13 protein-coding genes and 1 pseudogene are annotated in these 18,679 nt (G+C 61.3%); 10 read left to right on the forward strand and 4 right to left on the reverse strand.

What is annotated here, in order from left to right; translation table 11 throughout:
- Window positions 1-83 precede the first annotated feature (83 nt).
- Both ACLIRY_RS21610 and murA read right to left on the reverse strand, forming a co-directional pair.
- Window positions 84-740: a hypothetical protein gene (locus ACLIRY_RS21610; RefSeq protein WP_413207501.1), complete on the reverse strand. Its 657-nt coding sequence runs from the start codon at window positions 738-740 to the stop codon at window positions 84-86.
- A 290-nt stretch (window positions 741-1,030) separates the two neighbouring features.
- Window positions 1,031-2,308, reverse strand: a complete 1,278-nt coding sequence (gene murA, locus ACLIRY_RS21615) for a UDP-N-acetylglucosamine 1-carboxyvinyltransferase (RefSeq protein WP_413207502.1) — start codon at window positions 2,306-2,308, stop codon at window positions 1,031-1,033.
- A 521-nt stretch (window positions 2,309-2,829) separates the two neighbouring features.
- On the opposite strand from murA, the gene ACLIRY_RS21620 reads away from it, so the two are divergent.
- The 6 genes and pseudogenes from ACLIRY_RS21620 to ACLIRY_RS21645 form a co-directional block, all read left to right on the forward strand.
- On the forward strand, window positions 2,830-4,668 hold the full coding sequence (locus ACLIRY_RS21620; protein ID WP_413207503.1) for a sensor histidine kinase: 1,839 nt from the start codon (window positions 2,830-2,832) through the stop codon (window positions 4,666-4,668).
- On the forward strand, window positions 4,658-6,904 hold the full coding sequence (locus tag ACLIRY_RS21625; protein WP_413207504.1) for an EAL domain-containing protein: 2,247 nt from the start codon (window positions 4,658-4,660) through the stop codon (window positions 6,902-6,904). The genes ACLIRY_RS21620 and ACLIRY_RS21625 overlap by 11 nt, the downstream gene beginning before the upstream one ends.
- Window positions 6,905-7,288: 384 nt before the next feature.
- Entirely contained in the window at window positions 7,289-8,479 is a 1,191-nt protein-coding gene (lptF, locus tag ACLIRY_RS21630) for an LPS export ABC transporter permease LptF (protein ID WP_413207505.1), read from the forward strand.
- Between the two features lie 23 nt (window positions 8,480-8,502).
- A complete protein-coding gene (locus tag ACLIRY_RS21635) occupies window positions 8,503-10,296 on the forward strand; it encodes an ABC transporter ATP-binding protein (RefSeq protein WP_413207506.1) in 1,794 nt (597 codons plus the stop codon).
- 221 nt (window positions 10,297-10,517) lie between these two features.
- A complete protein-coding gene (locus tag ACLIRY_RS21640; RefSeq protein WP_413207507.1) occupies window positions 10,518-10,688 on the forward strand; it encodes a hypothetical protein in 171 nt (56 codons plus the stop codon).
- Window positions 10,688-10,735: pseudogene (locus ACLIRY_RS21645) on the forward strand (hypothetical protein); the annotation flags it as partial. The gene ACLIRY_RS21640 and the pseudogene ACLIRY_RS21645, both read left to right, overlap by 1 nt.
- A 51-nt stretch (window positions 10,736-10,786) precedes the next feature.
- Here the strand turns inward: ACLIRY_RS21645 and ACLIRY_RS21650 are convergent.
- Window positions 10,787-11,704, reverse strand: coding sequence for a YgfZ/GcvT domain-containing protein (locus tag ACLIRY_RS21650; RefSeq protein ID WP_413207508.1), 918 nt, complete (start codon window positions 11,702-11,704; stop codon window positions 10,787-10,789).
- 153 nt (window positions 11,705-11,857) lie between these two features.
- Between ACLIRY_RS21650 and ACLIRY_RS21655 the strand changes: the two genes are divergently transcribed.
- The 4 genes from ACLIRY_RS21655 to ACLIRY_RS21670 all read left to right on the forward strand — a co-directional run bounded on the left by ACLIRY_RS21655 (window position 11,858) and on the right by ACLIRY_RS21670 (window position 17,337).
- On the forward strand, window positions 11,858-12,892 hold the full coding sequence (locus ACLIRY_RS21655; protein WP_413207509.1) for a glycosyltransferase: 1,035 nt from the start codon (window positions 11,858-11,860) through the stop codon (window positions 12,890-12,892).
- A gap of 151 nt (window positions 12,893-13,043) precedes the next feature.
- Window positions 13,044-14,102 carry a glycosyltransferase gene (locus ACLIRY_RS21660; RefSeq protein WP_413207510.1) on the forward strand — a complete coding sequence of 353 codons (1,059 nt, stop codon included), beginning with the start codon at window positions 13,044-13,046 and terminating at the stop codon, window positions 14,100-14,102.
- A gap of 6 nt (window positions 14,103-14,108) precedes the next feature.
- Window positions 14,109-15,878 carry an asparagine synthase (glutamine-hydrolyzing) gene (asnB, locus tag ACLIRY_RS21665; RefSeq protein WP_413207511.1) on the forward strand — a complete coding sequence of 590 codons (1,770 nt, stop codon included), beginning with the start codon at window positions 14,109-14,111 and terminating at the stop codon, window positions 15,876-15,878.
- Window positions 15,879-15,981: 103 nt separating this feature from the next.
- Window positions 15,982-17,337: a dihydroorotase gene (locus ACLIRY_RS21670; RefSeq protein WP_413207512.1), complete on the forward strand. Its 1,356-nt coding sequence runs from the start codon at window positions 15,982-15,984 to the stop codon at window positions 17,335-17,337.
- A gap of 16 nt (window positions 17,338-17,353) precedes the next feature.
- On the opposite strand, the gene ACLIRY_RS21675 is transcribed toward ACLIRY_RS21670, so the two are convergent.
- Window positions 17,354-18,559 carry a M48 family metallopeptidase gene (locus ACLIRY_RS21675; RefSeq protein ID WP_413207513.1) on the reverse strand — a complete coding sequence of 402 codons (1,206 nt, stop codon included), beginning with the start codon at window positions 18,557-18,559 and terminating at the stop codon, window positions 17,354-17,356.
- Between the last annotated feature and the right edge of the window lie 120 nt (window positions 18,560-18,679).

The raw sequence follows: 18,679 nt of genomic DNA on the forward strand, positions 1-18,679 counted from the left end.
CGAGGCCAAGTTTGGTCGCGAAGCGACCCAACTTGGCCTCGGACGACTCTAGCCAACCTCACCTTTCCGGGCTCGCCGAGCCTTCACAATAAATGGGGAAACAAAACCGAGCGGTCCGCTTCATTGATCCGCCCGCCCCGACGTTTGAACAGAGCCTGCAGCTTGCCGTTTTCGAACTGAGGGCCGCGTCGTTCCGATTGTCCCGGAAAGCGCAAATAGATCCGGCCCCGATGGTTCAAATGGTTGAGTTTCAGATCTTCCAGCAGGAAGTCCCACTCCTCCACCGCGTAGAGTTCGTTGTTCCGCTTCTCGTTAAAGCGGATATCAATGGCAACAACCAAATCGAAGAAATAGGGAAATTCGGGCAGGACCTTTCCCGCGTTGAATCGGTGGACGATGCGGTGCACCTTCAACCACCGACACATTTCTTCTCCCAGCGAATTGTCTGGAGCATCCAGGGCATCGGCATGGTGACCTAACCAAGTGACCAAGCGGGTGAAATATCCGGCCCCCGCCCCAAGCACCAGAATCGACCGCCCCGGCCCCCGGTCCAAACCCAATTGGCAGACGATCGCCCAGCAGTCCTGGAAGGACGCCTCCAGATCGAAAGGATTGGTGTGCAGGCCAGAAGACGCGCCACCGAGACGCTCCTCGAAAAGCTTGAAAGCCTCCATATCCAGGGACTCCCGAGCATGGGCAATAATGCCTTCTATTGTGGGGCGGTCGCCAGTGGCGGTCATGGGCGGCACTCTCCGTAACAAACGGGTCCTGTTGGACCGAAGGTCTCTCACACCCAAAGAACCTGAAACCATGGCGACATTTTGACGCGGCCTCTCAATCAACACCCCGAGACCGGAACATGCGAAAATCAATCCCATACATGGCGTTGCCTCTCACCACCCCTTGAGTGAAACGGGGTAGGGAAAGCGCTTTTGTCGTCTCGTCATCCCCGCGCAGGCGGGAATGACGCTTTTGGAGCGTTTTCGGACTTTTTCCGCACCCTGCCAGGACCGGCTTTGGTTCACCCCGCTCAACCGCTCAACCGCTCAATAGTCGCGCCACAGGTGACGAGCTTATCTTCCACCCGCTCATAACCGCGATCAAGGTGATAGACACGATTGATGACCGTTTCCCCTTCCGCCGCCAACCCGGCAATCACCAGACAAACAGAAGCCCGCAGATCCGTCGCCATGACCTGGGCGCCGGACAGCCGCGCCTTGCCCCGCACAATGGCCGAGCCCCCATGGATGTTGATATCGGCCCCCATGCGGCTGAGCTCGGGCACATGCATGAAGCGGTTCTCGAAAATGCTCTCCGTGATCATACAAGCGCCCGAAGCCGTGCTCATCAGGGCCATCCATTGGGCCTGCATATCCGTGGGAAAGCCAGGGAAGGGTTCGGTCATCACATCCACCCCGCGCACCTCGCCGCCGGTGGCATCGATCAACAGACCGTCGGTCGCCTCTTCCACCACAACACCAGCCTGACGCATGTGGTCGACCAGGGCTTCGGTCAGGTCCATGCCCGTCCCCGTCAGGGTCAACCGCCCCCGGGTGGCCGCCGCAGCCAGGGCATAAGTTCCTGTTTCAATCCGATCAGGGACCACCGCATGGGTCACGCCGCCCAGACTATCGACTCCGTCCACGGTCAGGGTGCCTGTGCCAATCCCTTCGATCTGTGCGCCCATGGCCCGCAGGCAGGTGGCCAGATCGCTGATCTCCGGCTCACGGGCCGCGTTCTCGATGATCGTCCGCCCCTCAGCCAGGGTGGCGGCCATCAGGGCGTTTTCCGTCCCCCCAACCGTGACCTTTGGGAAGTTCACCTGGGCGCCCTTCAAGCGGCCTTCGACCCGGGCATCGATATAGCCTTCCTTCAACTCAATGATCGCGCCCAGGGCCTCCAGGGCCTTGAGGTGCAGATCAACGGGCCGGGTGCCGATGGCACATCCCCCAGGCAGGGACACCCGGGCTTGCCCATGGCGAGCCAGCAGGGGCCCCAACACCAGAACAGAGGCCCGCATCTTGCGCACCAGATCGTAAGGAGCGGTCGTGTCCCTAAGACCAGAGGCATTCAGATCCAGGATCCGCCCCTCGGCACTATCAGCCCCGTTCAGGTGCACATGAACGCCCATGTGTTCAAGAAGCCCCCCCATGGTGCGAATATCGGCCAAATCGGGAATATTCGTTAAGGTCACGACCTGGTCGGTGAGCAGGCAGACAGGCATCAGGGTCAAGGCAGCGTTCTTGGCGCCCCCAATACGAATGGTGCCCTTCAGCGGGGCGCCGCCAATAATGCGGATCCTATCCATGGCGCGGGTATGGACCTTCCAAGGGTTGGAACGGAGGGCAAACCGAAGCCCAAGGCTCCGGCGGACACGCCGCTCGACAAAAGACTATGGACCAGGGGACCAGATCCGCCGAACCGCGCCGAAACGGGTTCAATCCGGCAGGAACCGGTCTGGGAGAGGGGAAGCGATAGCGAACCCCACAGATGCCGGGGGGACTGTCAGGACACACCGGGAAAACGGCGCTTATTGGGCAGAGGATTCGCAAAAGACCCCGAGTCCGGCTTCCTACCGCATCCCCCCCGGTCGCGCAAGATATCTGGCGGGACAATGGTCGCGCCCCTTTCTACCAATGGGTTACATCTCATTTGATATAACGCCCCCCTTGTATGCAGCAACTCCAAGATCAATATTGATAAGGTGAGAAAGAATCTCCTCACTGAATTCATCCCGCTAAAACATGCTCCTCCTGGGAAAGCAACGGCAAAAACAAGGTCGTAATGTCTATGGCAGATATGGCCTCCCCTAAATAGGCACCCCTACGAATGGATCAACCCGGCTATCAGAACCGCATAGAGACCTGGGCCTTTCCGGCCATCTCCTTCGGCTTTGTCCTGATCCTTGGCGCCATTTTCGTTCTCGTTGTCCTGCTCGACCGGAATCTGGAGAAACGCTCAACTGCGGTGCGTGTCCTGGCAAACGGGCAGAGCACTGAGACGCGAATCGGCGCGGCGATGGAAGACTTTGGGCGCCTGGTGACGATCGTGGCCAATAGCCCGGTACTGTCCCAGGGAAGCGAAGAGGCAATCGCACGGCATTTTCTGACCATAGCCAAGGCAGATCAACGCATTGACCAACTGCGTCTTTTGTCCCCCAGCGGCAGAGAAGAGGTCCGGATCAATGAAACCCAAAAGATTCCTATCCAAGTGCCACGGGACCAGTTGCAGGACAAAAGCGACCGTCCCTATTTCCAGGAAACCGTGGGCACCTCAAAGGGCACCGTTCGGATTAGTCCCTTAGACCTGAATATTGAATTTGGGAAAGTGGAATACCCCCTAACCCCCACCATCCGCCTGTCCACCCCTATCTTCTGGGAAAGCGGATCGCTTCGTGGTGTGCTCGTCCTTAATGTCAACGCGGAAAGCATGGTTGGCCAAGTCCAGCGCAAGACACAGGTCCAAGGAGAATGGACCCTGATCCACGTCGAAGGCAGCCATTGGGTGCTTCCTGACAGAACGGAAACGCGGGGATGGGTGCTGACAGATACGGATCAGGCCCGCAACCGCTTTCCCCAAGTGGTCGACCAAATGGATCAGCCCCATCAGGACCTGTTCGAAGACGGGGATACCGAGTGGTTTCACGGCATCCTCAATTTGAAAACCGACTTGTCCGACAATCGCTTGGTTTCCGACGTTGGGGGGTTTCCCAAGATCCATATCTTCGTCGGCACCCAGCACCGATCCCTGGTCACGCTTTTAAAGAACCGCCTTCCCCTCGCTGCCCTTGCCTTGGCCCTCTCCCTGGCCGTCGCTTGGGCCTGGAGCCGCGCCCTGATTGGCCAAGCCCGCGCCCGAAAAGCCCGCTTGACTGCCTATAAGCGCTTGGTTCAGTCGGAAAAACTGGCGGGGCTTGGAGGAATGGTCGCAGGCATCGCCCACGAACTGAACACCCCAATCGGCAATGCCTTGACCATCGCCAGCACCATCCAGGACCGAGCCAGGGAAGCCATGGCAAGCCAGGGGACCTTGGACCTTCCCGATTTCCTGGAAGACATGGCCCAAGGAAGTTCAGTCCTGATGAAGAGCCTGGATCGGGCACGCACCCTGATCCGCCGGTTCAAGGACGTCGCGGTAGACCGAACGGCGGAACGCCACCGGTCTTTCGCCCTTGATCCTTTCCTGGAAGACCTTCTGGCCACCATGCGTCCCCGCTTCAAAAACAGCCCGGTTACACTCGAACTGAAGGCCACCAGCGGGGCAACCATGGACAGCTATCCCGGCGCCCTTGGTCAAGTGGTGATGAACTTGGTCGACAACGCCCTGATCCACGGCTTTCCCGACGGCGCATCGGGCACGATCCAGGTAACCTCCTCTCTCTTGCCCCGTCAGAACAAGATCCGTGTGGTTTGTGCAAACACGGGGCGAGGCATCGAGGAACAGCACCTGCAGCACCTATTCGAACCCTTTTTCACCACACGAGCGTCCATGGGCGGTGGGGGCCTGGGCCTGGCCATCACCCGTGGCATCGTCGTCGATCTCCTGGGGGGAGATATCTCCGTGGAGAGTGCCCCCGACAAGGGGGCCGTCTTCACCATTGATCTCCCCCTCTCTGCCCCCCAAACGAGTCCCTCGTCGAACAAGGAGAAGAGCAGCCATGCCATCTGACCCCACAAACGGCATGCTCGAGGACCTGTTCCTCACGCCGGTCTCCTCTGGCGTCTCTGAATGGCGCATCCTTGTTGTCGACGACGAGCCCGAAGTGTTCGAAGCCACACGTTTCGCCTTGAAGGGTGTCCGTATCATGGACCGCCCCATCGCCCTCCATTGGGCCGATTCCGCGAAGGCGGCAGAGAGCTTCCTCGTCGAATATCCCGATACGGCCCTGGCCCTGGTCGACGTGGTCATGGAGACCAATGACGCGGGCCTTCGCCTGGTCTCCCGGCTTCGAGAGACAGGACACCGGGATCTGCGCGTTATCCTGCGCACGGGACAACCGGGATATGCCCCCGAACTGACGGTCATCACGGACTTCGAGATCAATGATTACACCTGCAAGGATGATCTGACCCGAACCCGCCTGATCAGCCTTCTGACCACCGCGTTACGGGATTACAACCAGATCCGCCAGATCAACGAACACCGGAAGGGGTTGGAACTGGTCATCCAATCCACCCAAGACCTGTTGAACCGCAAAGGCCTGAGCGTTCTGGGGCAGGGCATCTTGACCCAACTCGCGGCCCTGTTGAGCCTGCCTCCCAAGGGAATCGTCTGCGCGGCATCCATGGGTGGGGGCACCAGGGACCAAACCAGCTTTATCGTCCTTTCCGGCTTAGGAACCTACGCCAGGGAGATGGGCCGCCCCCTGACGACGCTGGAAGACTATGAGACGCGCCTGAGTTCAGCGTTCACCGTGGCCCGGGAACTTGGAGGGCCGGTCACCCTCGAGGATGGCGTGGCGGCGGTTTTCGACAATCCCAGCGGACGCGCCTATTTCTTGTTCGTAGAGGGCAAGCTTGAGAAACCATCGCCGGTCATTTCCCACCTGCTACGCTTGTTTACCGCCAATATCGCGCTCTGTTTCGAAAACCTGGACATACTCGATCGCCTCAACATCCTGGCCTACACCGACCCCGCATTGAATATTCCCAACCGCAACGCCCTGGCCCTGCGCATTGACCGAACGACCGAACAGGGATCCCTGACCCGCCTTGTGACGTTCTCGTTGAAGACCATCATGGACATCACCAGTGCCTTTGGGACGCAAACGGCCACCCAAGCCTTTCTGTCCTTCCGCGACAAGCTACTGGAGACGTTGCCCGAAGTCTCCTTCATCTGTCACTTCAGTGACCGCAGCCTTCTGGCCATGGGCGCTCCTCAAGACCTTCCCATGGACGCTATCGGGCGTCTGCGCACCCCCACCGTTTCCATTGAAGGTATGGCCATGGTCCTTCCCATGACCATATCCGTTCTCGATCTGGATCTGGGAAGTCATAGCGCGGAAGAGGTCATCCGCATGGCCATCACAGCAAACCTCACCGCAGCCGAACAGCCGCGCCCGGACGACATTCACCATTTCGACCCAACGGTTAAGGAGGCCCTTGGGAAGCGGCTCCACCTGTTGTTCGCCCTTCGGGATGCCTTGGATAAGGGGGACGGCATCGAGGCCCATTTCCAGGCCAAAGTGGAGTTGACCACAGGTCGGATTACGGGTGCGGAAGCCCTGTGCCGCTGGACCTTCGAAGGGAAATCCATTTCGCCAGGAACCTTCATTCCCCTGGCAGAAACGGGCGGCCTGTCCCGTCCGCTCACCCGCACCATCCTCCAACAGGTGGCCGCTTTCGCCCACAGCCGACGGGAAAAGGAACTGCCTCCCCTCCCTGTCGCGGTGAACCTGTCCTTGGTGGATTTCAACGACCAGGATTTCAGCGATCAGCTTTTGGGTTGGGTGCGCGACATGCAGCTTTCCCCAGACAGCCTGTCCTTCGAAATCACAGAGAGCGAGATCATGCGGGATCCGGACAGGATCCTGAGGGACTTGGCCCGCATTCGGGAAGCGGGGTTCAGAATGGCTGTCGACGATTTCGGAACCGGGCATTCCTCCCTCAGCCGTATCGACCATATGCCCATTACCACAGTCAAAATCGACAGGGCCTTCGTGACTCCTTTGACGCCGGATAATTGCCAAACAGGGATCGCTGCGGTGACCATGGTTATGGCCCGAAACCTGGACCTGTCCGTGATCGCAGAGGGCGTGGAAACGCCGCTCCAACATCAGGCTCTGCTGGAATTGGGGTGTAAAACCGCACAGGGGTTTCTGTATGCCCGCCCCCTGGACCGGGGGAATTTCGAGGCCCTCCTGGATCGTGGACGCATCCAACTCCCCGACCCGGGGGCCCGTTAGCAGGCCACGCAAAAAGTCAGAGAACTCTCCAAAAGCGTCATTCCCGCATCCTATCAGAGCATCAAGCCCTTCAACTGCACCACATCCCGTCTTCCCGGTGTCATTGGACCCAGCCTTTTCATTGGTCTATGGATGATCCCGGTATGGAATCCAATGCATTCGAGCAAGATCCATTTCACGTTAGGGGACCGTGGCTTGGCAAAGGCGCTTGACCTTGGTGCTGGCTACCGCTAGGCCCTAGGCTTGAGCGAAACTGGATCAACTTGAGTCAAGCTGGCCCCGTTTCACCCTCATCTCATGAATTTTAGTGTGCTCCGAGATCAAGTTGGCCCAACTTGATCTCGGAGCACACTAGGGAATGAAAAAGGCGAAAAGCGCGAGGCTATGATCAAGACTCTGGACCGCTATATCCTGCGTAATCTGCTCGTCGGACTTTCCGTCGGCGCGGTCGCGCTGGTCGCTTTGATTTGGCTGATCAACTCCCTGAAGTTCCTTGACTGGTTCGTCAACAAAGGGCTGTCCATCAGCACCTTCTTGAAATTGACCCTGTTACTCATGCCCGGCTTCCTGACCGTCTTCATTCCCATTTCGCTCTTTGCCGTTGTGCTGTTCACCTATAACAAGCTCGCTGCGGACCGGGAATTGATCGTCATGCGTGCCGCCGGGCAGGGCCATTGGCAGTTGGCCAAACCCGCGTTGTGGCTTTGCCTGATTCTGACCCTTGTCGGATACTGGCTGACCATGAGTGTCGTCCCTGCCATGGAACGGGCATTTGACGTCATTAAATGGCAGGTCCGCGACGAGGTCTCCAGTCTCATCATCAAGGAAGGGCAGTTCAATCAGATAAGAAAAGGCGTTATCGTCTATGCCGGAAAACGGACCGCCGATGGCAAGCTGCTCAATCTGCTGATTCACGATACATCCGGCAGTAAGGAAGTAACCGTCTTGGCTGAATCCGGTGCCCTTGTGAAGGATGGCGCTACTTCCAAGATCTTATTGCTCAATGGAAATCGGCAGGAACGCGACCCGGAGACGGGTAAGATAACCTTTCTGTATTTTGACAGCTATACCATAGACATGGGGGATTCTGGCAAAAGCAAGGAATTCCGCTACATTGATGAGCGGCAACGCCCTTTTTCAGAGTTATATTCCATCCAGGTGGGCGACCAGATCGACCCCGCTTATCCCTACTTGTTCGAGCATTCCAGCGTTCGACGCCTGCGTATGGAACTACACCTGCGGATTTTGCGTCCGTTGGCCCACCTTGGCTTCCTGCTGATCGGCTTGGCTGCGGCCCTGACAGGAGAGTTTAACCGGCGAGGCGACAACACACGGGTTATCGTCGCCGTCGCGCTTGTGGTCTTGTTCCAGGGCGGCAGCCTGGGGGCGGCCAATCTCGTCAAAAAATCCTATGACGGTCTGATTGTGCTCGATCTCATGACCATTCTGCCCATTGTCATTGGCTTTTTGTGGCTCACTTGGCCCAGTGACCGATGGCCCCTGGGACGAAAGCCGACCCCGCCTGAGCTCGCGCCGGAGACTCCTAAAACGCGGCAATTGGGGTCTTCGGCATGACTCCGGGCGCTACGGCGGTACCGATGACGAGCACTTCTGGCGGGGTCCCCGTCGGAGATCAAGGTCGGAACAAGGGGGCTCCGGCCTTGATCCGACGCCTGCTGGGGTCTTTCATGCGGGGCCAATGGGGATTGATTGTTCTGGCCATGGGCTGCATGGGCATTGTCGCAGCGACGACTGCGGGCATTGCCTGGCTCATGAAACCCGCTGTTAACGAGGTTTTCGCGGGCAAGAATCCGACGGTCTTGACCTGGGTGGCCATCTCCTTCCCGGCTGTTTTTATGGCAAAGGGCCTGGCCAATTATGGCCAACGCACCCTGATGAATGCTGTGGGCGCGCGGGTCATCGCCCGCTGTCGGGAGGCGCTTTACGATCACCTTCAGGGCATGGATATCGCCTTTTTCGCCCAAAGCCGCACGGCCACCCTGGTCAGCCGCTTCACCGTCGACCTCACCCTGATGAAAAACACCATCACCACCGGCACCATGGCCCTGGGGCGAGATGCGGTGACCCTGGTCGGTTTGCTGGTCTCTCTGGTCGCGCTGGACCTCGATCTGGCGATAATCGCCGTGACCGTGTTTCCGCTTGCTGTTTTGCCTATTGTCATTCTGGGGCGACGGGTGCGCAAGGCGGCCAAAGGCATGCAGAGTGAATCCGGCGAACTGGACGCCCAATTGCTGCAGATCTTCCAAGGGATCCGCGTGGTGAAGGTCTATAATGCTGAAGCCCGGGAGGCGGAGCGAGTTGACGGAACCATCTGGCGGATCTACCGCCACTTGATGCGGTCTGAAAGCGTGGGCGCAGCGATTTCCATGGTCCTGGAGATTCTCTCGGGCATTGCCTTTGCCGGTGTGGTTGTCTATGGCGGCCAACGGGTGACAGAGGGAAACCTGGATCCCGGGACCTTCTTCGCCTTCCTGACCTCCATGTTTCTGCTCTACCAACCCCTCAAGCGACTGGGGCGGGTAAACGTGGTTGCCCAGGAAGGACTGGCCGCCATGGAGCGCCTGTTTGATCTGCTCGATACACCGCCGGGTTTGCGGGAAAAGCCCGATGCAATGGAGCTGACCGTTTCCGGTGGAGAAATCCGCTTTGAGGGTGTCCGCCTGACCTATCCCCAAGGGGAGATCCCGGCCCTGGGTGGTCTGGACCTGCTGGTGCCCACCGGGGGCACAGCGGCTCTGGTGGGGCGATCCGGTGCGGGCAAGTCCACGGCTTTGCAACTGGTTCCCCGGTTCTATGACGCAGACGAAGGCCGGGTGCTCATTGATGGGCAGGACGTGCGCGACGTGACCTTCCGCTCCCTTTGGAGGTCCATCGCCATGGTCACCCAAGAGGTGATCCTGTTCGACGACACGGTGCGCGCCAATATCGCCTATGGCCGACCCGATGCCAGCGAAGCGGACATCGAAGCCTCAGCCCGGGCCGCAGCTGCGCATGAGTTTATCCAGGAGATGCCTCAGGGTTACGACACGGTGATCGGAGAGCAGGGGGTCCGCCTGTCCGGCGGTCAACGTCAACGGCTGGTCATCGCCCGGGCCATGTTGAAGAACGCGCCCATCCTGCTGCTCGACGAGGCAACCAGCGCGCTGGACACGGAAAGCGAACGCAAGGTTCGTGGGGCCTTCGACTCCCTGCGCCAGGGACGGACCTGTGTCGTGGTCGCCCACCGCCTGTCCACAGTGATGAACGCCGATATCATTTATGTCCTGGACGCCGGACGGGTGGCGGAGCGTGGGACCCATGCTGAACTGCTCGCCAAGGGCGGCATCTACACGGATCTCTGTGCGACGGAGTTAAGCAAGGCCGAGGGTTAAAAAAAGATCTCGGATCCTGTCACGCATCCCCTTCTTATACCAAGGTGCGGTGAGTTTGACTCACCGCACCTTGGGAGCGGCCAAGTGGCCGCCGCGCCGTATGGCGCGTAAAAGCCCGCATGGCGTTTGAACGCAAGAAAAGCGGCGTGGGTTTCAACCCGCGCCGCTTGGTATTATGCCGTCATTCCCGTATCCCCTACAGGAAGGGAAACGGGGCCAGTTTGACTCAAGCTGATCCCGTTTCACTGTATCTGATCCGGGTGGTCGCCCGTCTGTCCATCGATGCCCTTCGGGTCCGCCGCCGATTGGCGGACTCCTATCCCGGCTTCTGTTTGCCCGACCCCATCGCCGAGACCGCCCCCCTATGGGGGAGAATGTCTCCGCTGCGTTGATGGTGGCCCTTGAGCGATTATCGCCCCTCGAACGGGCGGTGTTCCTGCTACATGACATCTTTGAAGGCGAATTCGCCGAGATCGCCGAAACCTTGGTCTCAGCGGTCCTTCGGTTCGGGAAGAACCATCCAGATGGGGGGAGACGGGAAGACAGAGGCCCCCCCCTCCTCCGCCGTCAGCGCCACCCCCGGAGAGAACTGGGCCAGTCGGATGACCGCCAACCCGAGCGAGGTCCCAGCTCCTTCGACAACCGAGCGGATCTCGCCAGCCTCGGCGCCATCGTGCGTGCGCAACAGGGATCCGCTCGTGGGCAAGGCCTCGCCCCCGGTGAGGGTGATCGGCATCAGGCGCTTTTTCACCAGACCCCGATACTTGGTGCGCGCGGTCAGTTCCTGCCCCATGTAGCACCCCTTTTTAAAGTCCACACCGCCCAGTTCGTCAAAACCGTTTTCCAACAACAGGGCCTTGTCCGGTTCCATGTCCGGGGCACCATCGGGCAGACCCAGGGTCGTTGCCTGCCGGTGCCAATCCAGGGGGGGTCCCTTCGGGAGCTCCGGGGGCGTGGCTCCAGGTGGAATCAGCAAGTGAACTCCAGCTTCGACCAGACGCGGGTCAACGAAGGCCAGGGCCCCGCCCTCCAGGGTTTTGGCCACACCGGGTTCGGCGGGCAAACCCAATGCGACCGCGGCCTCTGCTCCCGGCACGACGGCGACGGTCCAGCCCTCGCCCGGAGCCAGGGTGATCTTTGAGCGGAGCTTGAACCGGGACAGGCGGGTCTTCAGGTCGTCCATGCGCGCAGCTTCGCAGCGGATCAGTAGGCTGCCTTCTCGTTCCACCAGGAAGAAATCGTGCATGTACTTACCCTGGGGGGTCAGCAGAGCCGCCCAGATAGCCCTTTCCCCCGTGGCTTTGGTCACATCGTTGGATACGAGCCCTTGAAGAAAGGTCACGCGGTCGTCCCCGGCGAGGGTCAGAACGCCCCGTTCGGGCAAGGGGCATAGAAGAAGGTCGGTCATGGAGGGCTCTCCGCCTGAAAGGTCTGGCTTAAAGATCTGTAACATAGGGGGGACCTCACCCAGGTATGACGCGCCGGTGCCGTTGGCAAGTTTCGACGGGGCAGTTATAAGGAAAAGTGTCTTCTCTGATTACTCCTCCAGCCGGATTTCCCCATGAAAATCGTCCTTGTCGACGCCGGACGCGCCTATGACGGTGCCACCCCCTCCCTCCTGCCAATGGACGGAGCCGAGCGGGCCGTGGTTGGACTGGCCACGGCCCTGGCCGCCCGGGGGCACGCGGTCACCGTACTCAACGGATGCGCTGCCCCTGTCACCCGGGGGGGCGTGGCCTATCATCCGCTGGCCACCGCCGGACAGGACCCCAAGCCGGTGGAGACCGCCGATACCCTGATCGCCGTTCGCTTGCCCGCCCTTCTCGGCACTGTGGCCGAGGTGGGGCGGAGGATCCTTTGGCCCATGGCCCATCCTGCGTATCTGACCTGGCCAACCCACCGGGCCCTGCTTGATCAATACGGCCCCACCATCGCCTATTTGGGCGCCACTCAGATGGGGGCCTCGGCCCGGCCGGGAGGAGCGGTTGTGGCGCCGGGCGTGTCCCGGGCCTTCCGGCCGGGCCTGCTGTCCGAACCCACCGAACGGCCCGAAGCGGTGGTGGTCACCCATCCTATGCATGGTCTCGATCAGGTATTGACCCTCTGGGAGGAGCGCATCCAGCCCGAGGTACCCGGGGCGCGATTGACCATTTATTCGGCCCTGTTACGTCGGGCGCTGGATGGCGAGCTCATGCCCGCCTCGCTGGAGGCCCTGGCGGGCCGGGTAAAGGCCCTGGCCGAACGGGACGTGGCGGTTCGTGCTCCCCTGGCCGAAGACGGAATGGCCGGTGTCTACCGGTCGGCGCGGCTTCTTCTCTATCCTGGTCATGCCAAGGACATGGCCTGCTGGGCCTTGGGTGAGGCCCAGGCCTGTGGCCTGCCCGTGGTGGCCCGCGCTTTGGGCGCCGTCGAGGAACGGGTGCCGAATGGGGAAGCAGGCTATATCGTCCCCGACGGGGAGGCTTTTGCCAATGTGGCCATCCAGATTCTGTCCGATGCCACTCTGGCCAAGGGAATCGCCGCTGCAGCGGGGGAGGCGACACGATTGCGGACCTGGGATGCCGCAGCCAGGGACTTCGAACTCTTGATGGCCTGAGGACTGATTAATTGGGGTTTGTCGGGCTGGTATCGCCGTTTCTCCCGGTCTATGATCCGGCCTGACACGCTGGTGGAAGGGGGACTTTCTTCTCCTGTATCGGTGTCGTTTCCTCTCGGTCGTGTCCGGCCCCCGTTATTGGAGTTCCCCGATGGATCTTCGTGTCCTTCAAGTCATGGCCGGCGCCGAACAAGGCGGTGCGGAACTGTTCTTCGAGCGGCTGTGCATCGCTATGCACAAGGCTGGCGTGCACCAACATGTGGTTATGCGGGAGGCAAGCGCCCGGCTGGAACGCATGCGCGACGCAGGGTTACAGCCCATCTTGATGCGCTTTGGTGGCCTCCTGGACTTTAGCACGCGAAAAAGCCTGAAGCGGGAGATCGCCAAGTTCCAACCGAAGGTGGTTCTTACTTGGATGAACCGGGCGACGTCTTATGGCCCGACGGGCGATCATGTTCTCTGTGCCCGGTTGGGCGGCTTCTATGACATCAAATATTACAAGCATTGCGATTGGTTAGTCTGCAACACCGAGGACATCCGCCAGCATGTTATCGCTGCCGGTTTCCCTGAAGAGCGCACGGTTCACCTTCCCAATTTCGTGCCCGAGAAGCGCATGGAGCCTGTGCATCGCAAGCTCTATTATACGCCCGATAACGCGCCCCTGATCTTCGCCTTGGGCCGCCTACATGAAAACAAGGCCTTTGACACCCTGCTCAAGGCCTTGGTCTTGGTGCCGGGTTGTTATTTGTGGCTGGCGGGAGATGGGCCCTTGCGGGGCGCCTTGGAAAAACAGGCTCAGGATCTGGGGATCAAGCCCCGGGTGCGGTTTTTGGGGTGGCGGGACGATGCTCCGGCCCTTTTCGCTGCTTCGGATCTGGTGGTCTTCCCTTCTCGCCACGAACCCCTGGGGAACGTCGCCTTGGAAGCCTGGGCCCAATGTACCCCCATGGTCTCCACCGCGACTCACGGACCGTCCAAACTGGTCACGGACGGAAGCAATGGTCTGTTGGTGCCCATCGACGACCACAAAGCCATGGCAGAGGCCATCCGCCGGGCCTTCACCGAACCGGGGTTGATGGAGTCCATGGCGCGGAAAGGCTGGGAGACCTTCCAGAGCGGTTATACAGAACAGAAAGTCGTGGGGCAGTACCGGGAGTTCTTCGAACGGGTAGTGGCCGAGAAAGCCGCAAAAAAAGCAGCCAAGGGATAACGGCTCATGTGTGGCATCGCGGGTATGGTTGCTCGCCCCGGGAGGGACATTCCAGAGGGGCTGGCGGATCGGTTCGTCAAAGCTCTGGCCCACCGGGGACCGGACGGTCAAGGGATCCATGCGGAGCAGGGCCTGCTGTTGGTTCAAACGCGTCTGGCGATTATCGACCTGGAAACCGGCGACCAGCCCCTGCTTGGTCCCGATGGCCGTGTTCTGGTTGCCAATGGAGAAGTCTACAATTACCGGGAACTGCGCGCGGACCTGCCGGGCGTCCCCTTCCGATCCCACTCCGACTGCGAACCGCCGCTGCACCTCTATGCCCGGGATGGCCTGGCCTTTGTCGAGGCTTTGCGTGGTATGTACGCCATCGCCCTGTGGGATCCCGCTCACCGACGGCTGGTGCTGACCCGCGATCCCTTCGGCATCAAACCCTTGTATTATGTGGAAACCGAGGTGGGGCTGGCCTTCGCCAGCGAGGCACAGGCCCTGGTGGGGGCCGGTCTGGTCGCTCCCGCCATGGACCGGCCTGTGGCCTTGGAGTTGGGCGCCTTGCAATTCACTTGTGGGGCGGAAACGATTTTCCCCGGAGTCACACGGGTTCTGCCCGGCGAGACCCTGGTGGTGGAAAATGGGAGTATCAGCGCCCGGCACCACCGGGCGGCCCTGCCGGAAACACAGCCTTCCCCCCGGACCAATGTCCCCAATCCCGCCGACCCCATCGCCGCCCTGGACGCCGTGTTCGAGCAGAGCATCGACCTGCACCAGCGCTCTGACGTGCCCTATGGCCTGTTCCTGTCCGGTGGGATCGACAGCTCTGCAGTGCTGGCCATGATGGCCCGCCTGAATGACCGTCCCGTCTTGGCCTTCACGGCGGGCTTTCCCGGAACCGGCGCCCATGACGAACGGATGGAGGCACGGGAGGCGGCCAAAGCGGTTGGGGCGGAGCATGTGGAAGTTTCCGTCACAGAAGCCGACTTCCTTGCCCACCTGCCGGCCATTGCCGCCTGCGTTGACGATCCCGTGGCCGATTACGCCATTATCCCCACCTGGATGCTGGCTCGGGAGGCCCGGAAATCCGTGAAGGTGGTCCTCTGTGGGGAGGGGGGAGACGAGTTGCTGGGCGGTTATGGCCGCTACCGGGGCGCCATGCGTCCCTGGCCCCTGACCCGCCCCCTACGGCGGACGGGCCTGCTTGAAGGGTTGGGCCTGTATCGGGAGCCACCGACAGGGTTGCGGGATGGCATCGCCCGGGCCGAACGGTTGGCCAAGGCGCAGGGTGGTTCCCGCTTGATCCGAGCCCAGCGGGTGGATTGCACCGACTGGCTGCCCCATGACCTGTTGAACAAGCTCGACCGCTGTTTGATGGCCCATGGGGTGGAGGGCCGCGTACCCTTCCTGGACATGGGGATGGCACGCTTTTGTCTGCCCTTGGCCGACCGGTTGAAGGTGCGGGATGGCAAAGGCAAGTGGATCCTGCGCGCTTGGCTGGAACGCCATCTGCCGGAGGCCCGACCCTTCGCACCCAAGCGGGGGTTCACTGTGCCTGTGGGTGACTGGATTCGCACCCATGGGGCCAAGCTCGGCCCCATGGTGGCCGGAAGCCCGGCCATCGAGCCCCTTTATCAGCCCGAGGCCGTGCGCGCCCTGTTCACCGATGGCCGCAAGGAGGCCGGCATGGCCGCCTGGATTTTGCTGTACCAAGCACTGTGGCACCGCCGACACGTGGCAGGCAAGGTGCCTGATGGTGATGTGTTCCACTGTCTGGCGGACGCCTGATGTCTCAAGCACCGTCTGGCGGACGCCTGAAATTATTGCCTCTCAGAGGTCTGAGACCCATCTTCTCGTAAACCGTTTCATCATCCCTTCCAGGAGGTTCCCCTTGTCCGAAACCCATGATCTGATCCTCAAGGGAGGAACCGTCGTCCTACCCGGGCGGACCGTTAAGGCCGACGTGGCCGCGCGGGACGGTCGGATCTCCGCCATTGGCACCCTGTCCGATGCCAAGGCCGAGCGGGTCATCGATTGCGCGGGACTGCATGTGCTCCCCGGAGTCATCGACAGCCAAGTGCACTTCCGGGAGCCCGGGCTGGAGCACAAGGAAGACCTGGAGAGCGGCACCCGTGCGGCCATCCTGGGCGGCGTCACCGCCATTTTCGAAATGCCAAACACCACGCCCGCCACGGACAACGAGGCGGCGCTGGAGGACAAACTGGCGCGCGCTGCGGCGAAGGCCTGGTGCGACCACGCCTTTTTCCTGGGAGCCAGTTCCGACAATGCGGAACAGCTTGGTGCCTGGGAGCGTCGCGACGGCTGCGCCGGAGTGAAGATTTTCATGGGATCCTCCACCGGATCCCTGCTGGTGGACCAGGACGACGCCATCCGTCGGGTGCTCGCCGGAGGTTTCCGCCGGGTGGCCGTCCACTGCGAAGACGAAGCCCGCTTAAAGGAGCGCAAGCCCCTGATCGCCGACGGGGCACCGGTCTCCATGCATCCCGAATGGCGGGACGTGGAAACGGCGGTCAATGCCACCCGCCGCCTGATCGCCCTGGCCCGGGAAACGGGCCGCAAGGTCCACGTGCTGCATATCACGACGGCCGAGGAAATGGAGATCCTGCGCGACGCCAGGGATGTGGCCACCGTTGAGGTGACGCCCCAGCATCTGACCCTGGCCGCGCCGGAATGCTACGAGGGCCTGGGCAGCTTTGCCCAGATGAACCCACCGATCCGCGATGCGCGCCACCGGGCGGGCCTGTGGTGGGGGCTGGAGCAGGGCATCGCCGACGTGATCGGGTCGGACCACGCGCCCCACACCCGCAAGGAAAAATCCCAGGACTACCCCAAGAGCCCCTCGGGCATGCCCGGTGTGCAGACCCTGGTGCCGGTCATGCTCAATCACGTCAGCGCGGGCAAGTTGACCTTGGAACGGTTTGTGGACATGACCAGCGCCGGACCGGCCCGCGTCTACGACATCGCAGGGAAAGGGCGCATCGCTGCGGGCTACGACGCTGACTTCACAGTGGTGGACCTGGGCGCGGAAAAGGAGATTACCAACGATTGGATTGCCAGCAAATGCGGCTGGACTCCCTTCCACGGTCTGACCGTGCGCGGATGGCCGATGATGACGATCATCCGGGGCCGCATGGTGATGCGCGACGGCGAGGTTCTGGGCAAGCCCCAAGGCAAACCCGTCCGTTTTCATCCGCTACCGCCCGCCCCCCTGTCTTCAGGGGTTTAGAGTAAGTTTGGAGTGCCTATCGGCAAACCAGCTTGAAGGCTTCCCAGTCCAGGGGATCCATGGCCTCTCCGCCCCCCCGTGGGGCGCGGCGGAGAGCCTTCAAGCGATCCGGATAGGGCGGGTGGAGCGCCCCTTGTGGGGCCAGGACCAAGCGGCTGCGGCCCAGGGTCTCCATGTCCGCTGGGCGGGTTTCCAGCCATTCCAGGGCCAAGGGGAGACCGTGGGCGCGCAAGTCCGCGGCCAATAGGGCCTTGACGGCCAGCGCATCGGCGGCCAGTTCCTCGGACAAGTTGGAATCCTTCTGGGCCAAATAGGCTTCGAGAGATATTTCCGGTGCGGAAAAGTCCTCGCGCAACAGGGCTGCCAGGGCCGGAAGGCCATAGCGGGCGATGAGGGATTCGGTCCCATGGCGCAGGATCCCATGGGCCAGCGCATGGGCCAGCAATCCAGCGATCTCGTCGGGGGTGCGCGCGGCATTCACCAGGCCTTCGAACAGGATCATTTGCCCTCCGGGCAAGGTCAGGATCTGGGCGCGGTCGCTTTTCACCACATGAACCCTTATCGGCCAAGGGGCGTTCAGGGAACCGGTCAGGCGGCGGGTCAGGCGGTCGAGGGCCTGGGTTCCGTAAATATTGTCGCAGAACAGCAGTCCATGGTCCCGCAAGTCGCCCACCAGGGCCTCCCCCCAATCCCGCTCCGTCGAAGCAGGCACCAACACGGCCAAGCGGTTCGCCAGCCCGGGCAGGACCATGGCTGTGATGCCAAGCACCGCGCCGACACACAGGGTACCCAAGGCCACCATCAGGAAGCGGGTGAGAGCACGCGGAGAGGGCCAGCCCCACCCCCCCCTTTGATCCCGCGTCTTTCCTGTCCTGGCTCTTTGGGGAGGCTTGCCGGACGGCCTTGCCGCCTTGCGCCGGGGCGGACGGGCGGGGGACACGGGGGACGGTGCCTTGTCTCGCTCCCAAGTTAAGCGTTCGGTCAGGAACCCCGGATCATGGGTTTCCACCCGCTGACCTGGAAAGGGACGGCAGGTATAGCGGAATGGTCTGTCGCCTCTTGACCGGGTATGGGTGACGATATCTTGCCATGCCCAGGCCGCGACCAGCAGGGACATGGAATCGCGCATTTCAAGGTGGTCAGGGGTTTCGATCAGAGACACAGGTTGGGGGGGACGTCCGTCACCGGCATAAAAACGGCCGGTCGGATCCTTGTCCTGCATGGGCCCCCCCTCGGTTCATCGGGAAATCTGACTCTTTCTGCTACGGAACCTCCAAAAGAATGGTGAACACCGCAAAGTGCAAGAGCTATCCTCGTCCATATGCCATTCGCCATTGGGTTA

This window comes from Rhodospirillum sp. A1_3_36 (assembly GCF_047263945.1).
In the GTDB taxonomy this organism is placed as follows: Bacteria; Pseudomonadota; Alphaproteobacteria; order Rhodospirillales; family Rhodospirillaceae; genus Rhodospirillum.

Coding starts and splice junctions, on each gene's coding strand:
- ACLIRY_RS21650 (WP_413207508.1), bottom strand. CDS start 11,704: ATGACCGACCTTCTTCTATGCCCCTTGCCCGAACGGGGCGTTCTGACC.
- ACLIRY_RS21655 (WP_413207509.1), top strand. CDS start 11,858: ATGAAAATCGTCCTTGTCGACGCCGGACGCGCCTATGACGGTGCCACC.
- lptF (WP_413207505.1), top strand. CDS start 7,289: ATGATCAAGACTCTGGACCGCTATATCCTGCGTAATCTGCTCGTCGGA.
- ACLIRY_RS21635 (WP_413207506.1), top strand. CDS start 8,503: ATGACGAGCACTTCTGGCGGGGTCCCCGTCGGAGATCAAGGTCGGAAC.
- ACLIRY_RS21675 (WP_413207513.1), bottom strand. CDS start 18,559: ATGCAGGACAAGGATCCGACCGGCCGTTTTTATGCCGGTGACGGACGT.
- asnB (WP_413207511.1), top strand. CDS start 14,109: ATGTGTGGCATCGCGGGTATGGTTGCTCGCCCCGGGAGGGACATTCCA.
- ACLIRY_RS21660 (WP_413207510.1), top strand. CDS start 13,044: ATGGATCTTCGTGTCCTTCAAGTCATGGCCGGCGCCGAACAAGGCGGT.
- ACLIRY_RS21625 (WP_413207504.1), top strand. CDS start 4,658: ATGCCATCTGACCCCACAAACGGCATGCTCGAGGACCTGTTCCTCACG.
- ACLIRY_RS21610 (WP_413207501.1), bottom strand. CDS start 740: ATGACCGCCACTGGCGACCGCCCCACAATAGAAGGCATTATTGCCCAT.
- ACLIRY_RS21620 (WP_413207503.1), top strand. CDS start 2,830: ATGGATCAACCCGGCTATCAGAACCGCATAGAGACCTGGGCCTTTCCG.
- murA (WP_413207502.1), bottom strand. CDS start 2,308: ATGGATAGGATCCGCATTATTGGCGGCGCCCCGCTGAAGGGCACCATT.